This window comes from Pseudoalteromonas sp. NGC95, from assembly GCF_015864705.1.
Taxonomy (GTDB): domain Bacteria; phylum Pseudomonadota; class Gammaproteobacteria; order Enterobacterales; family Alteromonadaceae; genus Pseudoalteromonas; species Pseudoalteromonas arctica.
Genome location: NZ_JADYWR010000018.1, coordinates 1 through 16686, shown reverse-complemented (window position 1 = coordinate 16686; position 16686 = coordinate 1). Strand labels below are relative to the sequence as shown.

Annotated in this window: 14 protein-coding genes; 6 read left to right on the top strand and 8 right to left on the bottom strand. The window is 39.3% G+C overall.

Annotated features, from left to right (window positions below):
• The first annotated feature begins 42 nt into the window (after positions 1–42).
• On the top strand, positions 43–1509 hold the full coding sequence (gene der / locus I6E70_RS15460; RefSeq protein WP_024592997.1) for a ribosome biogenesis GTPase Der: 1467 nt from the start codon (positions 43–45) through the stop codon (positions 1507–1509).
• Positions 1510–1589: 80 nt separating this feature from the next.
• Here der and I6E70_RS15455 read toward each other — a convergent pair whose 3' ends face one another.
• A complete protein-coding gene (locus tag I6E70_RS15455) occupies positions 1590–2093 on the bottom strand; it encodes a TFIIB-type zinc ribbon-containing protein (RefSeq protein ID WP_197189078.1) in 504 nt (167 codons plus the stop codon).
• Positions 2094–2134: 41 nt separating this feature from the next.
• Entirely contained in the window at positions 2135–2722 is a 588-nt protein-coding gene (locus tag I6E70_RS15450) for a DUF4202 domain-containing protein (protein ID WP_024592999.1), read from the bottom strand.
• A 228-nt stretch (positions 2723–2950) separates the two neighbouring features.
• Here I6E70_RS15450 and I6E70_RS15445 point away from each other — a divergent pair, with 228 nt between their 5' ends.
• Together I6E70_RS15445 and I6E70_RS15440 are read left to right on the top strand one after the other, a co-directional pair.
• Positions 2951–4678, top strand: a complete 1728-nt coding sequence (locus I6E70_RS15445; RefSeq protein WP_197189077.1) for a DUF885 domain-containing protein — start codon at positions 2951–2953, stop codon at positions 4676–4678.
• A 131-nt stretch (positions 4679–4809) separates the two neighbouring features.
• Positions 4810–6129: a DASH family cryptochrome gene (locus tag I6E70_RS15440; RefSeq protein WP_197189076.1), complete on the top strand. Its 1320-nt coding sequence runs from the start codon at positions 4810–4812 to the stop codon at positions 6127–6129.
• A gap of 29 nt (positions 6130–6158) precedes the next feature.
• Here I6E70_RS15440 and I6E70_RS15435 read toward each other — a convergent pair whose 3' ends face one another.
• Positions 6159–7238: a YeiH family protein gene (locus I6E70_RS15435; protein WP_197189075.1), complete on the bottom strand. Its 1080-nt coding sequence runs from the start codon at positions 7236–7238 to the stop codon at positions 6159–6161.
• A 121-nt stretch (positions 7239–7359) separates the two neighbouring features.
• Here I6E70_RS15435 and I6E70_RS15430 point away from each other — a divergent pair, with 121 nt between their 5' ends.
• Positions 7360–8238: a LysR family transcriptional regulator gene (locus I6E70_RS15430; RefSeq protein ID WP_197189074.1), complete on the top strand. Its 879-nt coding sequence runs from the start codon at positions 7360–7362 to the stop codon at positions 8236–8238.
• Positions 8239–8303: 65 nt separating this feature from the next.
• On the opposite strand, the gene I6E70_RS15425 is transcribed toward I6E70_RS15430, so the two are convergent.
• The 4 genes from I6E70_RS15425 to I6E70_RS15410 all read right to left on the bottom strand — a co-directional run bounded on the left by I6E70_RS15425 (position 8304) and on the right by I6E70_RS15410 (position 12504).
• Entirely contained in the window at positions 8304–8690 is a 387-nt protein-coding gene (locus I6E70_RS15425) for a hypothetical protein (RefSeq protein ID WP_197189073.1), read from the bottom strand.
• 215 nt (positions 8691–8905) lie between these two features.
• Entirely contained in the window at positions 8906–9364 is a 459-nt protein-coding gene (locus I6E70_RS15420) for a TlpA family protein disulfide reductase (protein ID WP_197189072.1), read from the bottom strand.
• Between the two features lie 95 nt (positions 9365–9459).
• Positions 9460–11418, bottom strand: coding sequence for a hypothetical protein (locus I6E70_RS15415; protein ID WP_197189071.1), 1959 nt, complete (start codon positions 11416–11418; stop codon positions 9460–9462).
• A gap of 159 nt (positions 11419–11577) precedes the next feature.
• Positions 11578–12504 (bottom strand): LysR family transcriptional regulator, encoded by a 927-nt coding sequence (locus tag I6E70_RS15410; protein ID WP_197189070.1) that lies wholly within the window; start codon positions 12502–12504, stop codon positions 11578–11580.
• Between the two features lie 174 nt (positions 12505–12678).
• Here I6E70_RS15410 and I6E70_RS15405 point away from each other — a divergent pair, with 174 nt between their 5' ends.
• Both I6E70_RS15405 and I6E70_RS15400 read left to right on the top strand, forming a co-directional pair.
• Positions 12679–13356, top strand: a complete 678-nt coding sequence (locus I6E70_RS15405) for a glutathione S-transferase family protein (protein WP_197189069.1) — start codon at positions 12679–12681, stop codon at positions 13354–13356.
• A gap of 106 nt (positions 13357–13462) precedes the next feature.
• Positions 13463–14590 carry a zinc-binding dehydrogenase gene (locus I6E70_RS15400; protein WP_197189068.1) on the top strand — a complete coding sequence of 376 codons (1128 nt, stop codon included), beginning with the start codon at positions 13463–13465 and terminating at the stop codon, positions 14588–14590.
• Positions 14591–15266: 676 nt separating this feature from the next.
• Here I6E70_RS15400 and I6E70_RS15395 read toward each other — a convergent pair.
• Positions 15267–16544, bottom strand: a complete 1278-nt coding sequence (locus I6E70_RS15395) for a hypothetical protein (RefSeq protein WP_197189067.1) — start codon at positions 16542–16544, stop codon at positions 15267–15269.
• Positions 16545–16686: the final 142 nt, after the last annotated feature.

Here is a 16686-nt window from a genome sequence, read left to right as displayed (position 1 = left end):
TCGCACTGCGAAGCCTTTTGTTGTTTTTTAAAGAGGTAGTTTATGCTTCCCGTGATCGCTCTAGTTGGGCGACCCAATGTGGGCAAATCCACATTATTTAACCGTTTAACACGTACTCGTGATGCACTCGTAGCCGATTTTCCAGGTTTAACACGAGATAGAAAATATGGCCAAGCTAGTTACGATGGCTATGAATTTATCGTGGTAGACACGGGCGGTATTGATGGCTCAGAAGAAGGCATCGAAATCGAAATGGCAGATCAATCTCTGCTAGCTATTGAAGAAGCTGACATTGTTCTGTTTTTAGTAGATGCTCGTGTAGGTATGACCGTAGCTGACCAAGCAATTGCTAATCACTTGCGTAAACAAGATAAAAAGTGTTTTGTTGTTGCCAATAAAACCGATGGTATTGATGCAGATTCAAACTGTGCTGAATTTTACCAATTATCATTAGGTGAAATTCATCACATTGCTGCATCGCATGGCCGTGGTATTACGTTATTACTTGAGCAAACACTTCAGCCGCTTATTGCTGAATTAGCTGCACAAGACGAAGACGTAACAGGCGATGACGAAGAGCTTATTAATCTTTACGAAGAAGATGAAGACAGCGATACCGATCACCAGGCATTTGCAGACAAACCTGTAAAGCTTGCAATTATTGGTCGCCCTAACGTTGGTAAGTCAACGCTTACAAACCGTATACTGGGTGAAGATCGCGTAATTGTATACGACATGCCAGGTACAACACGTGACTCTATCTACATTCCGATGACTCGAAATGAAAAAGAGTATGTGTTAATTGACACCGCAGGTGTTCGTAAGCGTAAAAAAGTAAGCGACGTAGTTGAAAAGTTCTCTGTAATTAAAACGCTTCAAGCAATCGAAGATTGTAACGTTGTGTTATTGATTGTTGATGCTCGCGATGGTATTTCTGATCAAGATTTAAGCTTATTAGGCTTTGCTCTTAACTCAGGTCGTTCATTGGTAATTGCAGTGAACAAATGGGATGGCTTAGACGATTATGTTAAAGATCGTATTAAATCAGAGCTCGATCGCCGTTTAGGCTTTATTGACTTTGCACGCCTACACTTTATATCTGCACTACACGGTACAGGTGTTGGTCATTTATTCGAGTCTGTTGACGAAGCGTATGAATCAGCGACTAAACGTATAAGTACTGCAATGTTACGTCGTATTATGGACATGGCTCAAGCCGATCACCAGCCGCCACTTGTTCGTGGTCGTCGTGTTAAGCTCAAATATGCGCATGCCGGTGGTTATAACCCACCACGTATTGTTATTCACGGTAACCAAGTTAAAGATTTACCAGATAGTTATAAACGCTACCTGATGAACTACTACCGTAAAGCGCTTAAAATTATGGGCACACCTATCAAAATCGAATTTAGAGAAGGTGAAAACCCATTTGCTGGTCGTGTTAATAAAGTAACACTGTCGCAAAAGCGTAAAATACGTGCATTTGCTAAAGAAAACCGTAATAAATAAACTTTTCAAGAGTTAGTTTATTACTATAAAAACGGCGTACTTTTTAGTACGCCGTTTTTGTTTTAATATGTTATTAAGAGTTACAAACCAAGTAAAGCTAAGCGCACTAAGTTCTCCACCGTGGCTTCATGTGCACTTTTATTTTTATTAGTTGGCGTAAACCTAGAAGCAGGTGATTTAATAGTTATAAACCCATGATTGGTGGCCATTTCGTGGGCTAACAGTTTACGCTCTCGAGGTGTTAAATGGTTTTCGTGTATTTTTGCCAGCTCGCCGCTATCAAGCCATATGCCTGCACAGCCTGGGCATTCATCTATTTCGACAGCCTTTACTGGCGAAAAATACCTGCGCATCATCACAATACTTTTGCACTGTGGACAATTAATTCGTAGCGATACATCGTATTCACTCTCGATATGATCACTTAAATGTTTAAGTAATACCTGACCATGTTTTAACGCTGGCGAGCTAAACTTAAAAATTTGGCTGTTATCAAAAAATACGCCACCTTGCACTGAAGTGTAAACAGTAATACCGCCAATTAATAACGGCTCAAGAGAGGCATTTGTACGTGGGCATAACATTCTAAAAATCCTTTTTATTTTAATACCTAGCTTACACTACTTTACTCAAGCGCTTTATGAATAAGCCCAACAAGTGGATCTGGTAATGTAATATTACCTGTAAGTACAAACTCATGGGCTTCATCTGACATTTTTTGCCATGTGCGGCGAATAATACCAATCCATTTTTCTTCATTGTAATCTGGTTTTGCATTGGCAAACCCAAGCATGTAGTGTTCAATAAACACCAAACTCGCTACATCTTCTACTAATTGGCTATCTGGATTGCGCTTAATATCTTTTTTAGCAACCGCGTTATAAACACGGTTTTGGTCCGTATCGTTAAACCCAGCTTGTTTCATTAATTCAACGGCTAGTGACGCATGAAAAATATAAAGTGCGCTACGCCATTGATGATAACCCTGCTTGTTCATTTCAAAGTCGCTACGTGGCGATTTCCAACGCTGAATATGCTGTGCACGCACTGCAATTTGCATGAGTGCATCGGCATCAGGTTTAAAGCGAGTTAGCATTTCGCTCATACGCTGTGAGTATAAATACTCTTTTGGAAAACTTTCTCCATTGTGCTGCTCAGTATTAGGGTCTTGGTTATTAGCTTCATCAATCAGCGTTATTACTTTATTAAACATGACGGTCTTTTATTGTAATTAGTTTTAATCATTCTAAACGCTGATAAAGCAATAAACTAGTGCGTCACTCACTTGCACAGTGAAATTTGTTCAATCAAAAAGCAAAACCAATAGATACAGGTTATAAAATTAAGCGCATTAATAAAGTTAACTTGGTACTATATTAAAAACAAAAATGATAAATGTGCGTACACTAATAAAAATTAACGCGCTAAAAATGAGAATAATATGTTTAAAAAAACAATTTTAGCTATTTGCTTAGCTGTAGCATCACTGCCGAGCGCAGCCGATAGCAATGCAGATTTAAAAACCATTATTGATAACCACTGGCAAAACGCAAAAGCCGAAAAAATATTCTTTCGTACCGACCCTGACGGCTGGAAACCCAGTGGTACATTACCAAATTGGACCGAACAAGCCGTTGCAAAGCGCCAAGCTTATAATAACAATGTATTAAAAAACTTAAGTAAAATAGATCCTAAAACGCTGAGCAGCTCGCAACTAATGAACTACCGTTTATTTAAATACGAGCGAGAAACAGAGCAGCAAAGCTACCTTTTTCAAGATAAGTATTTTCAGGTTAACTTTTTAAGTGGCTGGCATACCTACTTTGCCGAAGCACCAGCTAATATGGCATTTTTAACACCTGATGATTACAACGCATTTTTAGTAAGCCTTGCCGACTACCCTCGCTTTAACCAAGAAAACATTAACTTGATGAAGGAAGGAATTGAACTGGGGTATACGCACTACTGCAAAACATTTGAAAATTACAGCCAGAGCATTAACGCTCATATTGTTAAGCAACCTGAAAACAGTGCCTTATACGAGCCCTTTACACGTATACCAAATACGTTTACAGCAGAGCAAAAGGCCACATACCAAAACAAAGCAAAAGCCTTAATTAGCTCAAAAGTAGTCCCGGCTTATCAGCACTTTTACGACTTTTTTGAAAACGATTACATGCCGAACTGTAGAACAGAGCCAGGTATTTCAAGCGTTAAAGACGGGCTTGAGTATTACAAATATGCAGTTAATTACTACACCACAACCAATGCCACACCAAAGCAAATTCATGAGCTTGGCTTAAAAGAAGTGGCGCGTATAAAAACGCAAATGCAAAACATCATTGATAAAGTAGGTTTTGATGGCACGTATGCTGAGTTTTTAGAATTTTTAGCGACCGATGAGCAATTTTACGCAACAGACGCGCAAGACCTGCTTGAAAAAACAGCCTTTATTACGCAAAAAATGTATGGCAAGTTACCCACCTACTTTAATCATTTACCGCGTAACACCTTTACTATAAAAGGTTCAGCGAGTCGCGGCGCGTTTTATATGCCACCTGCTGATAACCGCTCCCCTGGCACTTACTTTTTAGCCTCAACACCTAAGCTACAGCCTTTGTATAATTTAGAAGCACTTAGCTTACATGAAGCAATACCAGGTCACCATTTACAAAACGCTATTGCAATGGAGTTAGATGTACCTCAGTTTAGACGCACACTTAGCCACTCAGCATTTGGCGAAGGTTGGGCACTTTACACCGAACGCCTAGGTAAAGAAGCCGGCTTTTATCAAGACCCATACAGCGACTTTGGTCGTTTAGGTTACGAAATGTGGCGTGCAGTGAGACTCGTTGTTGATACCGGTATTCATGCATTTGGCTGGAGCCGCCAAAAGGCAATTGACTACTTGGCAGATCACACTGCTTTGCCACAAAGCGCGGTGGAGGATCAAATAGATCGTTATATATCATGGCCAGGCCAAGCGCTCTCTTACAAAATGGGCGAAATAAAAATACGCGAACTGCGTGCAAAAGCCGAAAAAGAACTCGGGGCTAAGTTTGATATTCGCAGCTTTCACGACACCGTAATCGGCCAAGGATCACTCCCTATGGAAGTGCTAGAAGACGTAATAAACGATTGGATTGCAGAGCAAAAATCAGCGAGTTAAAACAATGCTCTTACAAACTAAGGGGCGGTAAACTTATCGCCCCTTTTTAAAACCTTATTAAACACCTCAAAACTAATCCCTACCCGCTTTTGCTTCGTAAACTTAATGATTACAAAAACCAGAGCAAACCTATGAGCAAACGCATTTTATATTGGCTACAAAACGATTTACGAATAGACGACAATCCTATTTTAAGCGAACTTGCTACCGGGCAATGTGCGCTCGATATTGTATTTGTTATTAACCCGCACTGGTTTAAAAATAATAATTACCAACAAAAGCCATATGGTGTGCATAAACAACAGTTTTTAATGCAAAGCTTGTATGAACTCCAACAAGCGCTAATTGAACGCGGGCAAACATTGCACGTACTTGAGGGTGAACCGGTTAGTGTTTTAAAGCAGCGCATAGCTGAGCAACACATTGACGAAGTGGTGTGCAGTGAACTAGTTGGAACCTATGAGCAGCGCCAACTCGCGCGACTAAAAGCACATTGCCCACATGTCATATTTAAAACAACTCAACAAGACACTTTATTTCAACAAAGCGACCTCCCTTTTGATTTAGACGAGCTGCCTAAAAGCTTTACCCCATTTAGAAAAATGGTAGAGGCGATAAACATACCTATAACAATCTCAGCTCTACCTAAAGGTTTACTCCCTCAGCCTATAACATTATGTGCTGCAAAACCAATTGAGCTTAATGAGCATACTAATTATAACAACGCAGTAATGCATGGCGGGTTTAAAAGTGCGCAAACACATTTAAATCAATACTTTTCAGGCTTGCTACCAAGCACTTATAAAATAACTCGAAACGAGCTTGATGGCTTCAATAACACCACAAAATTTAGTACCTGGCTTGCTTTTGGCTGTGTAAGTGCGCGGCAAGTTTATAAAGCCGTTGAGGCGTACGAACATAATCAAATAACAAACGAGTCTACCTACTGGATTAAATTTGAATTGCTATGGCGGGAGTATTTTAAATGGCATGCACTTAAGGCAGGTAAAAGCCTGTTTAGCTTTAAAGGCCAAAAGCAAACAAAACCCCTTACAACGTTTATGCCAAACCGCTTTGCTGCGTGGTGTAATGGCTCAACACCCTACCCATTAGTCAATGCCATTATGAACGAGCTTAATGCGACCGGTTATATATCAAATAGAGCAAGGCAAATTGCCGCAAGCTGCTTAGTTAACGAACTTGGTATTGATTGGCGCTACGGCGCGGCTTATTTTGAACAACAACTTATTGATTACGATGTAGCCGCTAATTGGGGTAATTGGCAATATATAGCAGGTGTAGGCGTAGATCCGCGTGGTGGTAGGCACTTCAATATTGAAAAACAAACGTTACAGTTTGACCCGCACGCTTTTTACACTAATAAATGGCAAGGCAATGAAAACACCAGCAAACAGCTAGATACTTTAAACGAAGTTGATTGGCCGATTTAAGCCGCCAATCAACTTTTACCAAGTAACGTTTAAAACAGCTCAGCAATACCTATATTAATGGCAAAGCCGCCCAACGTTAAAAACAAAAATAAACACAGCGCCAGTAACAACGGTTTAATACCCGCTTGGCGAATTGCTCCAATATGGGTGCGTAATCCTAGAGCCACCATGGCAATTGTAAGTAGTATATTGTCGAACTGTACTATTACGTCGGTGGTCGCTTTAGGAATAATAGCAAGCGAGTAAATACCACTTGCCACAATAAACAATACAGCAAACCAAGGAATGGTAACGCCGCCTTTGTGAGTCCCGTGATTTAGTGTGCTTTGTTTACTCGCCTTTTTATTTTGCCAAAACGATAAGCCCACTAAAAATGGCGCAAGCATCATCACGCGTAGCATTTTTTCTATAACGGCGGTATCTGCTGCATTGGCGCTTACAGCTGTGCCCGCTGCAACCACTTGCGCTACTTCATGAATGGTTGAGCCTACAAAAATACCATATGCGTGCTCACTCAGCCCCATATACTCAAACATAATTGGGTAGGCAAACATACTCAACGTACCAAACACCACCACCGTTGCCACCGCTACTGATACTTTATGCGCTTGCGCTTTTATAACCGGCTCAGTTGCCATAACCGCAGCGGCACCACAAATAGAACTACCCGCGCCAATTAATATGGTTGTTTGTTCATCAAGTTTAAATACACGTTTACCAAGCTGCATTGCTAATATAAACGTACCGCTGAGCATAACAATGTCGGTTAGCAATCCACTCCAGCCAACGCCTGCTACCTGTGCAAAGGTAATTCTAAAACCAAATAAAATAATACCCGCTTTGAGTAAAATACTTTTAGCGTAATCAACACCTATATCGGTTTGCGTAGCAATACGCGAAAACACACTGTTACCCACAATAATGCCAAGCACAATACCAATAGTTAAGGAGCTAAACTGGGCACTTTGCATTACCAGCAACTTACTCATGGCAACAGCAACACCCGCTAAAACTATAACCAATAGCATTCCTAGCCACCAACGCGAGTTGGTATACTGCTTAGTATTAATACTAAAAGGCTGTGGCATATCTTTAATTGCACTAAGCATAATCATCCCTTAATAAAGTCATCGTAATTAATTGACTTCATTTTAAGAAAGCGCAAAATATAACTCCAATACATTAAAATCATGATTCGATAACTTAAGGTTATGTGATTTGAGAGGCACAATGAACTTGCATGCACTACGGGTGTTTTATACGGTAGCAAAGCTTGGTAGTTTTTCAGCCGCAGCTGAGGCACTTTTTATAAGCCAACCGGCTGTATCTAAAGCTTTAAAAGAGCTTGAGTATCAGCTAAATATACAACTTATAGAGCGTGCATCTAAAGGCAAAAAACTTACCTTAAGCGAGGGCGGCCAAGCCTTGTATGATCATGCACGTAGTATTTTTGCTATTGAAAAGGCAGCCATTGAAGATATTAAATCACGCACAGGGCTTAAGCGCGGCACACTCGTTATAGGCACCAGTACAACCATTGCCAGCTATTGGCTACCGCCCTATTTAGCCAATTTTTGCGCGCAGTACCCCCATATAAAAGTAGAAGTACAAGTTGCCAATACCGCGCAAATTGAGCACGCCCTACTTGAATGCACTATCGATTTAGCACTGGTTGAAGGCACACCAACCGAGCCACATATTATAAGTAAGCACTGGAAGCACGATTTAATGAGTGTGGTTATACCCAGTAACTTTAAGCCCACGAAAGACTTAAAACCATGGTTAAACAAACAGTTTTGGCTACTGCGCGAACCAGGCTCGGGCACTTTAGAGGTCTCGGTTAAATTACTACAGCAACATGGCATTACAGCAAAAAATAATATGCAACTCGGGAGTAACGAAGCAATAGCAAGGGCCGTCACTCAAGGCATGGGCGTTGCTTTATTGCCTAATGTAGTCACTGAGGATTTAGTGCAGCTTGGTAAATTAACGCGCCTGAGTCAAAAAAATAACGAGCAACTCTCTCGGCCACTGTATCAACTACATTATAAAGACAGACCGTCTTCACATGCTGCGCAAGCATTCGAAAAAAGCCTATTTAGTGAATAATGTTTGATCTGAGCTGTAAGTCGAGTAAGAAAACGGTTGTGTAACATTAATCGCTTGTTGTGGTGTTACCTTAATTTATTATATATAAGCCAACTAGTTAAACCCATTGAAAGTACTAATAAATGAAGAACCAATGTTGCACGATTAAATTCACTAAAAAGACTAAGTAAAAAAACTGGAAGTATACTTAAGATTAAAACTACAGGTAATTTGAATAAATTTAACTTTTGGAGTAATAAGCTAATAGGTAATCCGTAAATGAACATTAAAGGATAGAAATAAAATAAACTTCCCATCCCTATTGATACACCAAAACCAACACCTGAGATTAATGAACTAAGAGAAGTATAATTTTCTATACCCGCATAAAAATAACAAAAACCAAGGGCTGGTAATACAATTAAAGGACTAAAAATCGCAGCAATCAAATTTTTACGTAGATCCTTAGACATATTAAGAAACACCATAACGAGCTTGTAGATTAATTAGTTTTTTATTTGTTTTAATTGATATGCAAACCATAGCTGAATTCCTATTTTGGCTCAGCCAAAGGGGGAAATTTTTGGCCTTACACATTAAAGTATCAGGAAACTACTCATAGCAGCCCAACAGCTAACTTATAAACCTATTTGCTAAATCGTTAACCCCAAATACGAACAAGCTCTATTTACAAACCCTGCGTTAAATCTTGCGCCAATGTACCCGTTGGCTTTTCAATTACGCGTACTAACTCTTTACCATCGTCTTTTACTATAAACGTAGGTGTGTATTGTAAATCGTTAGCTTCTGCAATGCCTGCATCGTCTTGCTTGTTGTAACCTACGGCCACGTATTCAATGCTTGCAAGTTGTACTTTCGACGTAGAAAGTAACTTAATGAGTTTTGGAACTTCGCGCTCACTGTCGTGGCACCACGTTCCAAATAATACAATTAGCTCTTTGCCTTCTAGCTTTTGCATTAGGGCAATGTCTTGTGCTGTTGGCGTAAACGCTTTGTATTGTTCGTTAAACTTGTCGTAGTCGCTTAGCAGTACATCAGTGCTAATTCCGCCCGAAAACGGTGCATCAGCAGCGCAGCTTACAAGCGGCATGCTTAAAGCGCAGAGTAAAATTAATTGTTTAAACATAAGGTTGCTCTTAATTTAGGTATTAATTTAGGTATTAATTTAGGTATTAAAAGACTATACCCAATATTGAGTGTGGAGTGAACAACTCAAGACCGTTACTTTTTATCCATAAAAAAGTTAACTTGCGATAAGTTAGTTAAATATTCTCGCCTTACGTCTTTATTCTCAGCTAGCTTGTCTAAATCACCAATCAAGGTAACTAGTTTATTATGAGAATGGCTGCTTGTTTTTTTAAACTCATCTTGTTTTTCGTCGCTCTCAACACGCTCTTTTTTATTCATGTTGTAGCTGTTTTCGTTTTCTTCAAGCCAAATATCATCAATTAAGCGAATGTCACTTTTGCTAATGGTTTGCTCTTGCATCGCCATTTGCAGCTCGTATTGATTAGTTTGCGGATTAAACTCAAACATTTTTGTATCAACATCAACCTCGTGAGACTGATCAAGCCCCACAAGCTCTTTATTTTTAACGGCGGTGTTTACGTTATAACTCTCTTCTTTGTTGTAATAATCAGGGCGACTGTATTGATAATCAAAGTGGCTACTTACATTTTTACTTTGCGTTACACTGCTAAGCTCCCCTAATTGGGCTTGTTCAGTCGCTTGGCTTAGCTCAATGGTACTTTTAGGTTGATAGTCGCCGTTATCAAACGCATAAGAAAACGTAGCATCAAAATCAGCGAGCTTAGAAATACCCGTGCCTAATGTATTTGGCGCTTTATTACCAAGCCCTTGGTAACGGACATCGTTTGTAATCATGTTATCAACCAAATCGGCAACCATGGCGCGCCCGTCATTAAAGTGCTGATCTGCAAGTGACTCCAAATTGCTATAACGCTCAGCAGCCGACGACATGCTCGCAAAAGCCCCTTTAAACAAAGCAAAACCTTGCTGCATTGCCTCGTCGCCTTTGCGCCCAAATGCCGACTCTTTATCGTCTTCGGTACTGTTTACTCGGCTATCTTCTAGGCTTTGATCGAGCGACGCTAAATACTGCTGCATTTGCTGCGTGTCTTTAGCGCCAATGGTTGACATATCGAGTGCAAAATCGATGTCGTTTTGCCCACCTACTGCTTTAAATACCAGTGCTTGTTGGTTTAATGCTTCATCAATGGAGTAACTTAAATCAAGATTGTTCTCTTTCGAATCAAGATCTTTATTTTGCGTTGTCGAAAACGACACATTAAAACCGGCTAACTGTTCACTATTAAAGCCCGCTAAAAAATCTAAGCTCATGTCTGTTTGGTTTGGCACTATAAGAGGATTAAATGAATTTTCACTCACTTTAAAAAATTCATCGGCCATTTCACCAACACCCGCCATAACCTGCGTTAAAGCCGTATGTTCAGCCTCAGATAAATCGCCATTAACTTCGTAACTTATGCCAAAGCCATCTATCGCTTCACCTGTTTTTTCATCGTACCCTTGCGATGAGTTAAAGGTAATGTTTATAACATCGCCTTCTTTAGTTTTTACCGAGAGCTCAAACAGGTAGTTATCGTCATCCTCGTATTTTGCGCGATTAAGGCTTTCCATGTATGGATTAAGTGAGCGCTCAACACGTTGCTGGCTTGAGGCTAAAAACGTTTTTTGCTCATGTCCAAGCTGACCTAAACTCGATAAAATATCGCTGGTATTAGCATAAGCACCCTGAATATTTTTAACCGACGTATTTAATCGCTCAATTAATTGGGTACTGTTTTCGTTTTTTAATAACCCCTCATGCTGAGAACTTATTACGGTGCGCAGGGCGAGTTCTTCATCGGAGAGTTTATAGTTAAGCGTGCTTGAAATAGTAAATAACGAGGTAAGTTGCTGCTTTAACACGTCCCCTGCTTTTTGATTACTGGCTAGTGCTTCGTCAATAGTTTCGTTATTTAGCTGGCTTAATAATTCATCGGATATTTTGGGGGCGTTAGTTTGTAAATCATTAATAGCTTGAAGGTCGCTACCGGTTAGTAGTGAAGGACTCACAGAGGTTTGGTTAGCGTTATTAACTGATTGGGCAAGTAAAGTGCTTAAATTAGACTGGCTGCCAAGTGCATTATTAACCATGATTATCCTTAATCGCTAAACCCTATTAAGTAATTTATCGGTCGCAGCATTAAAAGCTTTAGCTTAAGGAGACGTTTTTTACCTATTATTTATACAAACAACCCATTAATAAATCGGATAAGTGTAGGTCAGATAAGCACAACGCCATCCGACAATTCACTATTCTATTCGCTTAACACTTCCATCTGTTTCTTTTATTCTTTGTACTAAAAAGTCGACCGCCGCTTTTACCTTTGGTACTAAATAACGCTGCTTTTGATACAACAAATAAACCGCCATGGTCGCATTTTGGCTTATCGCTAACTCATGCTCAAATTTAAGCTCTTGTAACTGGCCAGACTCAAGGTATGAGTCGAGCGCCCACCGAGTTGACATTAAAATGCCCTCACCATTACATGCTTTTTTAGCCAGCCACGATCCGTTATTTGAAATAGCGACCGCAGGGCCAGAAACGTCGTGCCATTGCTCATCCACTTTACATAACCACGGAGTTGGCCCCGCTGGCGTTTTAAAATAAAGGCCACTGTGACCCTTTAATTCCATAACATTAGTAGGTACACCGTATTTTTGTAAATAACTCGGTGACGCAACAGGAATAAAGCCGTTATCCATCAGTTTTATTGCCAACACGCGCTCATTTGGCGCATAGCCACCGCGAATCGCAATATCAACATCGTCACGCCCAAGTGTCGACAGCTCATCACTTAAGCTAACATCTAATATAATTTCGGGGTATAGCGCGCTAAATTCATCAAGCAGTGGCAGTAATATTTTGTCACCAAAACTCACCATTGAGCTTATACATAATCGCCCCATTGGTGTTGTTTGATAACTGCGCACAGTTTCGTGGCTTTGCTCTAGCTGATTTAATATTTGCTGAACATCGTTATAGTAAATTTGCCCAACTTCGGTCAATTTAACTATGCGGGTAGAACGCTTTAAAAGCGTAGCCCCTAGGCTTTTTTCTAAATCAGCAACTCGCCGCGACAACGACGAGGGCGGCACATCAAAAGCTTTGGCAGCTTTGGTAAAACTGCCCGTTTCAACCACCATAATAAAATACCGTATGGCTTTTAGTTGATCCAAGTCGCTTCTCCATTAAATAAAATGCTTTATTGTCTTAAAGACAAAAGTGATTCGCATTTTCCCCTATATATAAGCAAATTAAAACAAGTAATAATGTACTCAACCTAAAGACAGGGACTTAAATTGCATTTTTTTGCAATTAAACACCTTCACTTAATGATGGAAAGCTGACTTATGATTACTTTGCACGGTTTTGCTGCTAGCAACTATTACAACCTAGTTAAACATGTACTTTTACACAAACAACTGCCATTTAAAGAACACCTTGTTTACGGCGGAAGTGAAGAGTTATTAGCAATCAGCCCTGCAGGCAAAGTGCCTGCAATCACAACAGCTAACGGCCTTAATATTTCTGAGTCGAGTGTTATTTGCGACTTTATTGAAGAGTCGTACCCACAAACCCCGCTATATCCTGAAAATGCAGGTGAGCGCGCAGTTGTACGTCAAATTATGAAAATGGCAGAGCTTTATTTTGAACTGCCAAGCAGACGGTTCATCCCTTATGTATTTTCAGGCGCTAAAGTACCTGAAACAACTAAAGCCGAAGTACGCCAAGTATTAACGCGTGGCGTAACCGCTTTGAGTAGCGTGTGTAAGTTTTCACCTTGGATTGCAGGCGAGCAATTTACAATGGCAGACATTTACGTTTATTACGTAAACACCATTGTTAGCGCCTTTGGCTCAAGCCAGCTTGATTGGGATGTACTTGCACAAGTACCCGGCATGAAAGAGTGGAACGAATCAATGAGCCAATTAGCCATTGCCCAAAGCATAGAGGCCGATCGCCAATCAAATATGGCTGAATTTATGCAAAAAGTGAAAGCGCAAATTCAAGCAGCAAACGCTAAATAAAGCGTAGCTATAAAAGTATCTATTCTAAATTTTAATTACTAACACTGTATCGCCAATACAATAACGTAATTGGCTTAACAAATTTAATTCTTTGCAGGAGACACCTATGACAGATAAAAATATCCAACTTACTTCAACTATCAGCGAAGACAATAAACTAACACTTGCCTTAAAAAACATCGAGATGCCAAAACCAAGTGCCGATGAAGTGGTTATTCGCATTGAAGCTGCACCATTAAACCCATCAGACTTAGGCGTTTTATTCAGCGCAGCTGATATGTCTACTGCAAAACAATCGGGTACTGATGTAGACCCAGTAATTACTGCCGATGTTCCACCTCAATTTATGCCATCACTTAAAACCCGTGTTGGAAAAGCAACACCCGTAGGTAATGAAGGTGCAGGCACCGTAGTGGCAGCAGGCTCATCACCAGCCGCACAAGCATTAATGGGTAAAACCGTTGCAGTAATTGGCGGCGGTACGTATCGTCAATTTATTTGTGCCAATGTACAAAGTTGCCTGGAGCTAAAAGAAGGGACTACCGCTAAAAAAGGTGCATCATCTTTTGTTAACCCACTTACCGCACTTGCAATGGTAGAAACCATGCGCGCTGAAGGCCATAAAGCCATTATCCATGCCGCTGCAGCTTCTAACCTTGGCCAAATGCTAAACCGTATTTGTATTGCCGATGGCGTTGATTTAATTAATATTGTTCGCAAGCCAGAACAAGAAAAATTACTGCGCGATATGGGTGCAAAATATATTGTTAACTCAAGCAGCGACACTTTTCTTGCTGACCTAACAGCTGCAATAATTGAGACAGGTGCAACTATAGCGTTTGACCCTATTGGTGGCGGCCAACTAACAAGTGACATTCTTAACTGTATGGAAGTTGCAGCTGCGCGCGATATGAAAGAGCACACAATTTATGGCTCTGATACATTTAAACAAGTGTACATTTATGGCGCACTAGACCGCGGCCCTATTACATTAAACCGTAACTTTGGCTTTGCTTGGGCTGTAAACGGGTTCTTGTTATTTAATGCTTTAGGTAAATTAGGCACAGATACAGTAATGAAAATGCGCAAACGCGTTGCTGATGAAATTACCACTACATTTGCGAGCAACTACACGCACGAAGTGTCATTAGCTGAGGTATTACATTTACAATCAATCGCGGCTTATTCTAAACAAGCTACCGGCGAGAAGTACTTAATTAAACCTCAAGCTTAATTGAATATTCTTCGTTAGAAATATAAAAGCAGATGCTAATTAGGTATCTGCTTTTTTGTCGTAATAAAAACTTAAAAATATAATGAATGCGCAATAGGCTCGCTAATTGTTATTGAATTTATAATTTTTAATACACTCATTCAAGCCATCAATGAAATTTTGGTGTAAATGAATATCTAAATTACTTAACGCATTTAAGAACGTATCTTTAGAAATATCACCTGGGATCACCTTCTAGCATTATAAAATTTCAACAAATGTTCTTTCTCATTCAAGCTTGGAATTAGGATCTATATACAGCGAGGATTTAATAAGTGATTTTCCAATAGGAATTTGGAATATTTCCCATTCAATGCTGGAATTAAGCTAATTTCTCAATTAACGCTGGAATGAAGAAGTTTTTAATCCCAAACCTAACTTTTTGGTAAATTTAAGGCGAAAAAAAAAATAGCCCTAAGTGAGCTAGCTTCTAAAGATATATTCATAATAGATTATTTTAGCGGGGATTTAAAATAAACTTCTACCTCCTACTTTAAGAAGTCGAAGTATTGATGAGTGGGGAGTCAATTCGTTACTAATATTGTTTTGCCAAAGGGGGTATGAACTATTCGCAGTTACCGTACATGCTTTTCAATTACTAAATCAAAATATAAGACTCAGTCTAGTCAGGGATCATCTAACTAGGCTTGGTTTGATAAGTAATCACTATTTTAGATAAATCTAATTTGGGTTCTCCAAAATATCTGAATCTAGACTCCAGCTTTCGCAAGCAACAGTCGTTTAAACTTTCCTTTTTGTATACTACAAAGTCAGTTAAATAACCATTCATGTAAATCATGAAAACGGGTTCCGCTTTACAGCAATCTCTAACTCGTTTCTCACAATCACGTGATCTTTCAAAGTTTGCTGTTCTATTCAGTACAATATAATGACTTACAAACTGTCGGATAGAGTTAGCATCTATTAACTTCTTATTTTTTGTAAGTTTAAGAAAACCTTCATTTATTAATTTGAGGAGCGTTTTATTATCCAACTTAAGCATTTTAGTAACATTCTTATGCTCCATATCTTTAAATAATTGCCATTTACTTTTGAGTAATTCTTTAAGTCCGATTTCAGATATATGCAAGGAGTTTACATGACGTAAAGAGCTATTAACTTTAAACTGAGATTCGACTCTTCCAGTTATTGCATAATCAACCAATTCCTCAGCAGTTAAATCAAATAAATCATAGATGTCTTGTGGTATGTCATTAATGTTATAAAACTTATCTAAGGTCTCCATTTGAGTACTCGGCTCATATGACTTAAACATAATGTTTTTGATGGCTTCAAGCTCAAAGAATGACTTTTCAGGCCAAGTACTACAACTTAATGCTGGTAACGTATTTTCCTTTACCATATACGTCAATGAATTCATTTTTATCCCTAAGAATTTAGATAACATCGCACCATTTACTTGGAAGCTTACTTGATTAATATCAGTTCCTTTTCCAAAACGTAGTTTTGAGCTGTGCAATTTAGTATCAATGTCAGTATTGTGATAATTTAGCAAAAGTTGCTCTGCTTCAATTGGTGACGTTAAACCTTTTTTGATATTGAATGAGCTTATCTGCGTTCGAAGTTCATTAACCCCAAACCGAGTAACAAGTTGCCCCATCCCTTCTAGATGTCTGCGATGCTTTAAAAGCAAGCCTTCCCATACATCACTTAGCTCTTCACAACATAATAGCTTGTATGCGTCTTCAAATAATATTCTCAAAAACTCGATATTTACTCTATCTAGCTTTAGCTTTGCAGTAATAAAATCCAGTGGTCGAAAAACTGACTCAGAAAATTTTAAAAGAGCGTTTTCAAATGAGGATCTTTCAACATCTTCTAAACTTAAAATATGCCTTTCAAATGAGTATAAGGCCTCTGTTGAATGTTGCTTACTCTCCTCTAGAGACAGCACGTTTATAACGTTTATTAATGGTGTAGTGGTAGAGTAATTTTGGTCACCCATTAAGAAAGAAATGTTATGCTATTTGCATACAAATTTGGGTGAAAAAAATGACAAAATTAAACCGTGCAACGTACTCCGCTGCAATCAAATT

What these genes read in the sequence shown, in the direction of transcription:
- I6E70_RS15450 (WP_024592999.1), bottom strand. Translation starts at nt 2,722, where the DNA reads ATGTTTAATAAAGTAATAACGCTGATTGATGAAGCTAATAACCAAGAC.
- I6E70_RS15425 (WP_197189073.1), bottom strand. Translation starts at nt 8,690, where the DNA reads ATGTCTAAGGATCTACGTAAAAATTTGATTGCTGCGATTTTTAGTCCT.
- I6E70_RS15440 (WP_197189076.1), top strand. Translation starts at nt 4,810, where the DNA reads ATGAGCAAACGCATTTTATATTGGCTACAAAACGATTTACGAATAGAC.
- I6E70_RS15430 (WP_197189074.1), top strand. Translation starts at nt 7,360, where the DNA reads ATGAACTTGCATGCACTACGGGTGTTTTATACGGTAGCAAAGCTTGGT.
- I6E70_RS15400 (WP_197189068.1), top strand. Translation starts at nt 13,463, where the DNA reads ATGACAGATAAAAATATCCAACTTACTTCAACTATCAGCGAAGACAAT.
- der (WP_024592997.1), top strand. Translation starts at nt 43, where the DNA reads ATGCTTCCCGTGATCGCTCTAGTTGGGCGACCCAATGTGGGCAAATCC.
- I6E70_RS15435 (WP_197189075.1), bottom strand. Translation starts at nt 7,238, where the DNA reads ATGCTTAGTGCAATTAAAGATATGCCACAGCCTTTTAGTATTAATACT.
- I6E70_RS15405 (WP_197189069.1), top strand. Translation starts at nt 12,679, where the DNA reads ATGATTACTTTGCACGGTTTTGCTGCTAGCAACTATTACAACCTAGTT.
- I6E70_RS15420 (WP_197189072.1), bottom strand. Translation starts at nt 9,364, where the DNA reads ATGTTTAAACAATTAATTTTACTCTGCGCTTTAAGCATGCCGCTTGTA.
- I6E70_RS15455 (WP_197189078.1), bottom strand. Translation starts at nt 2,093, where the DNA reads ATGTTATGCCCACGTACAAATGCCTCTCTTGAGCCGTTATTAATTGGC.
- I6E70_RS15445 (WP_197189077.1), top strand. Translation starts at nt 2,951, where the DNA reads ATGTTTAAAAAAACAATTTTAGCTATTTGCTTAGCTGTAGCATCACTG.
- I6E70_RS15415 (WP_197189071.1), bottom strand. Translation starts at nt 11,418, where the DNA reads ATGGTTAATAATGCACTTGGCAGCCAGTCTAATTTAAGCACTTTACTT.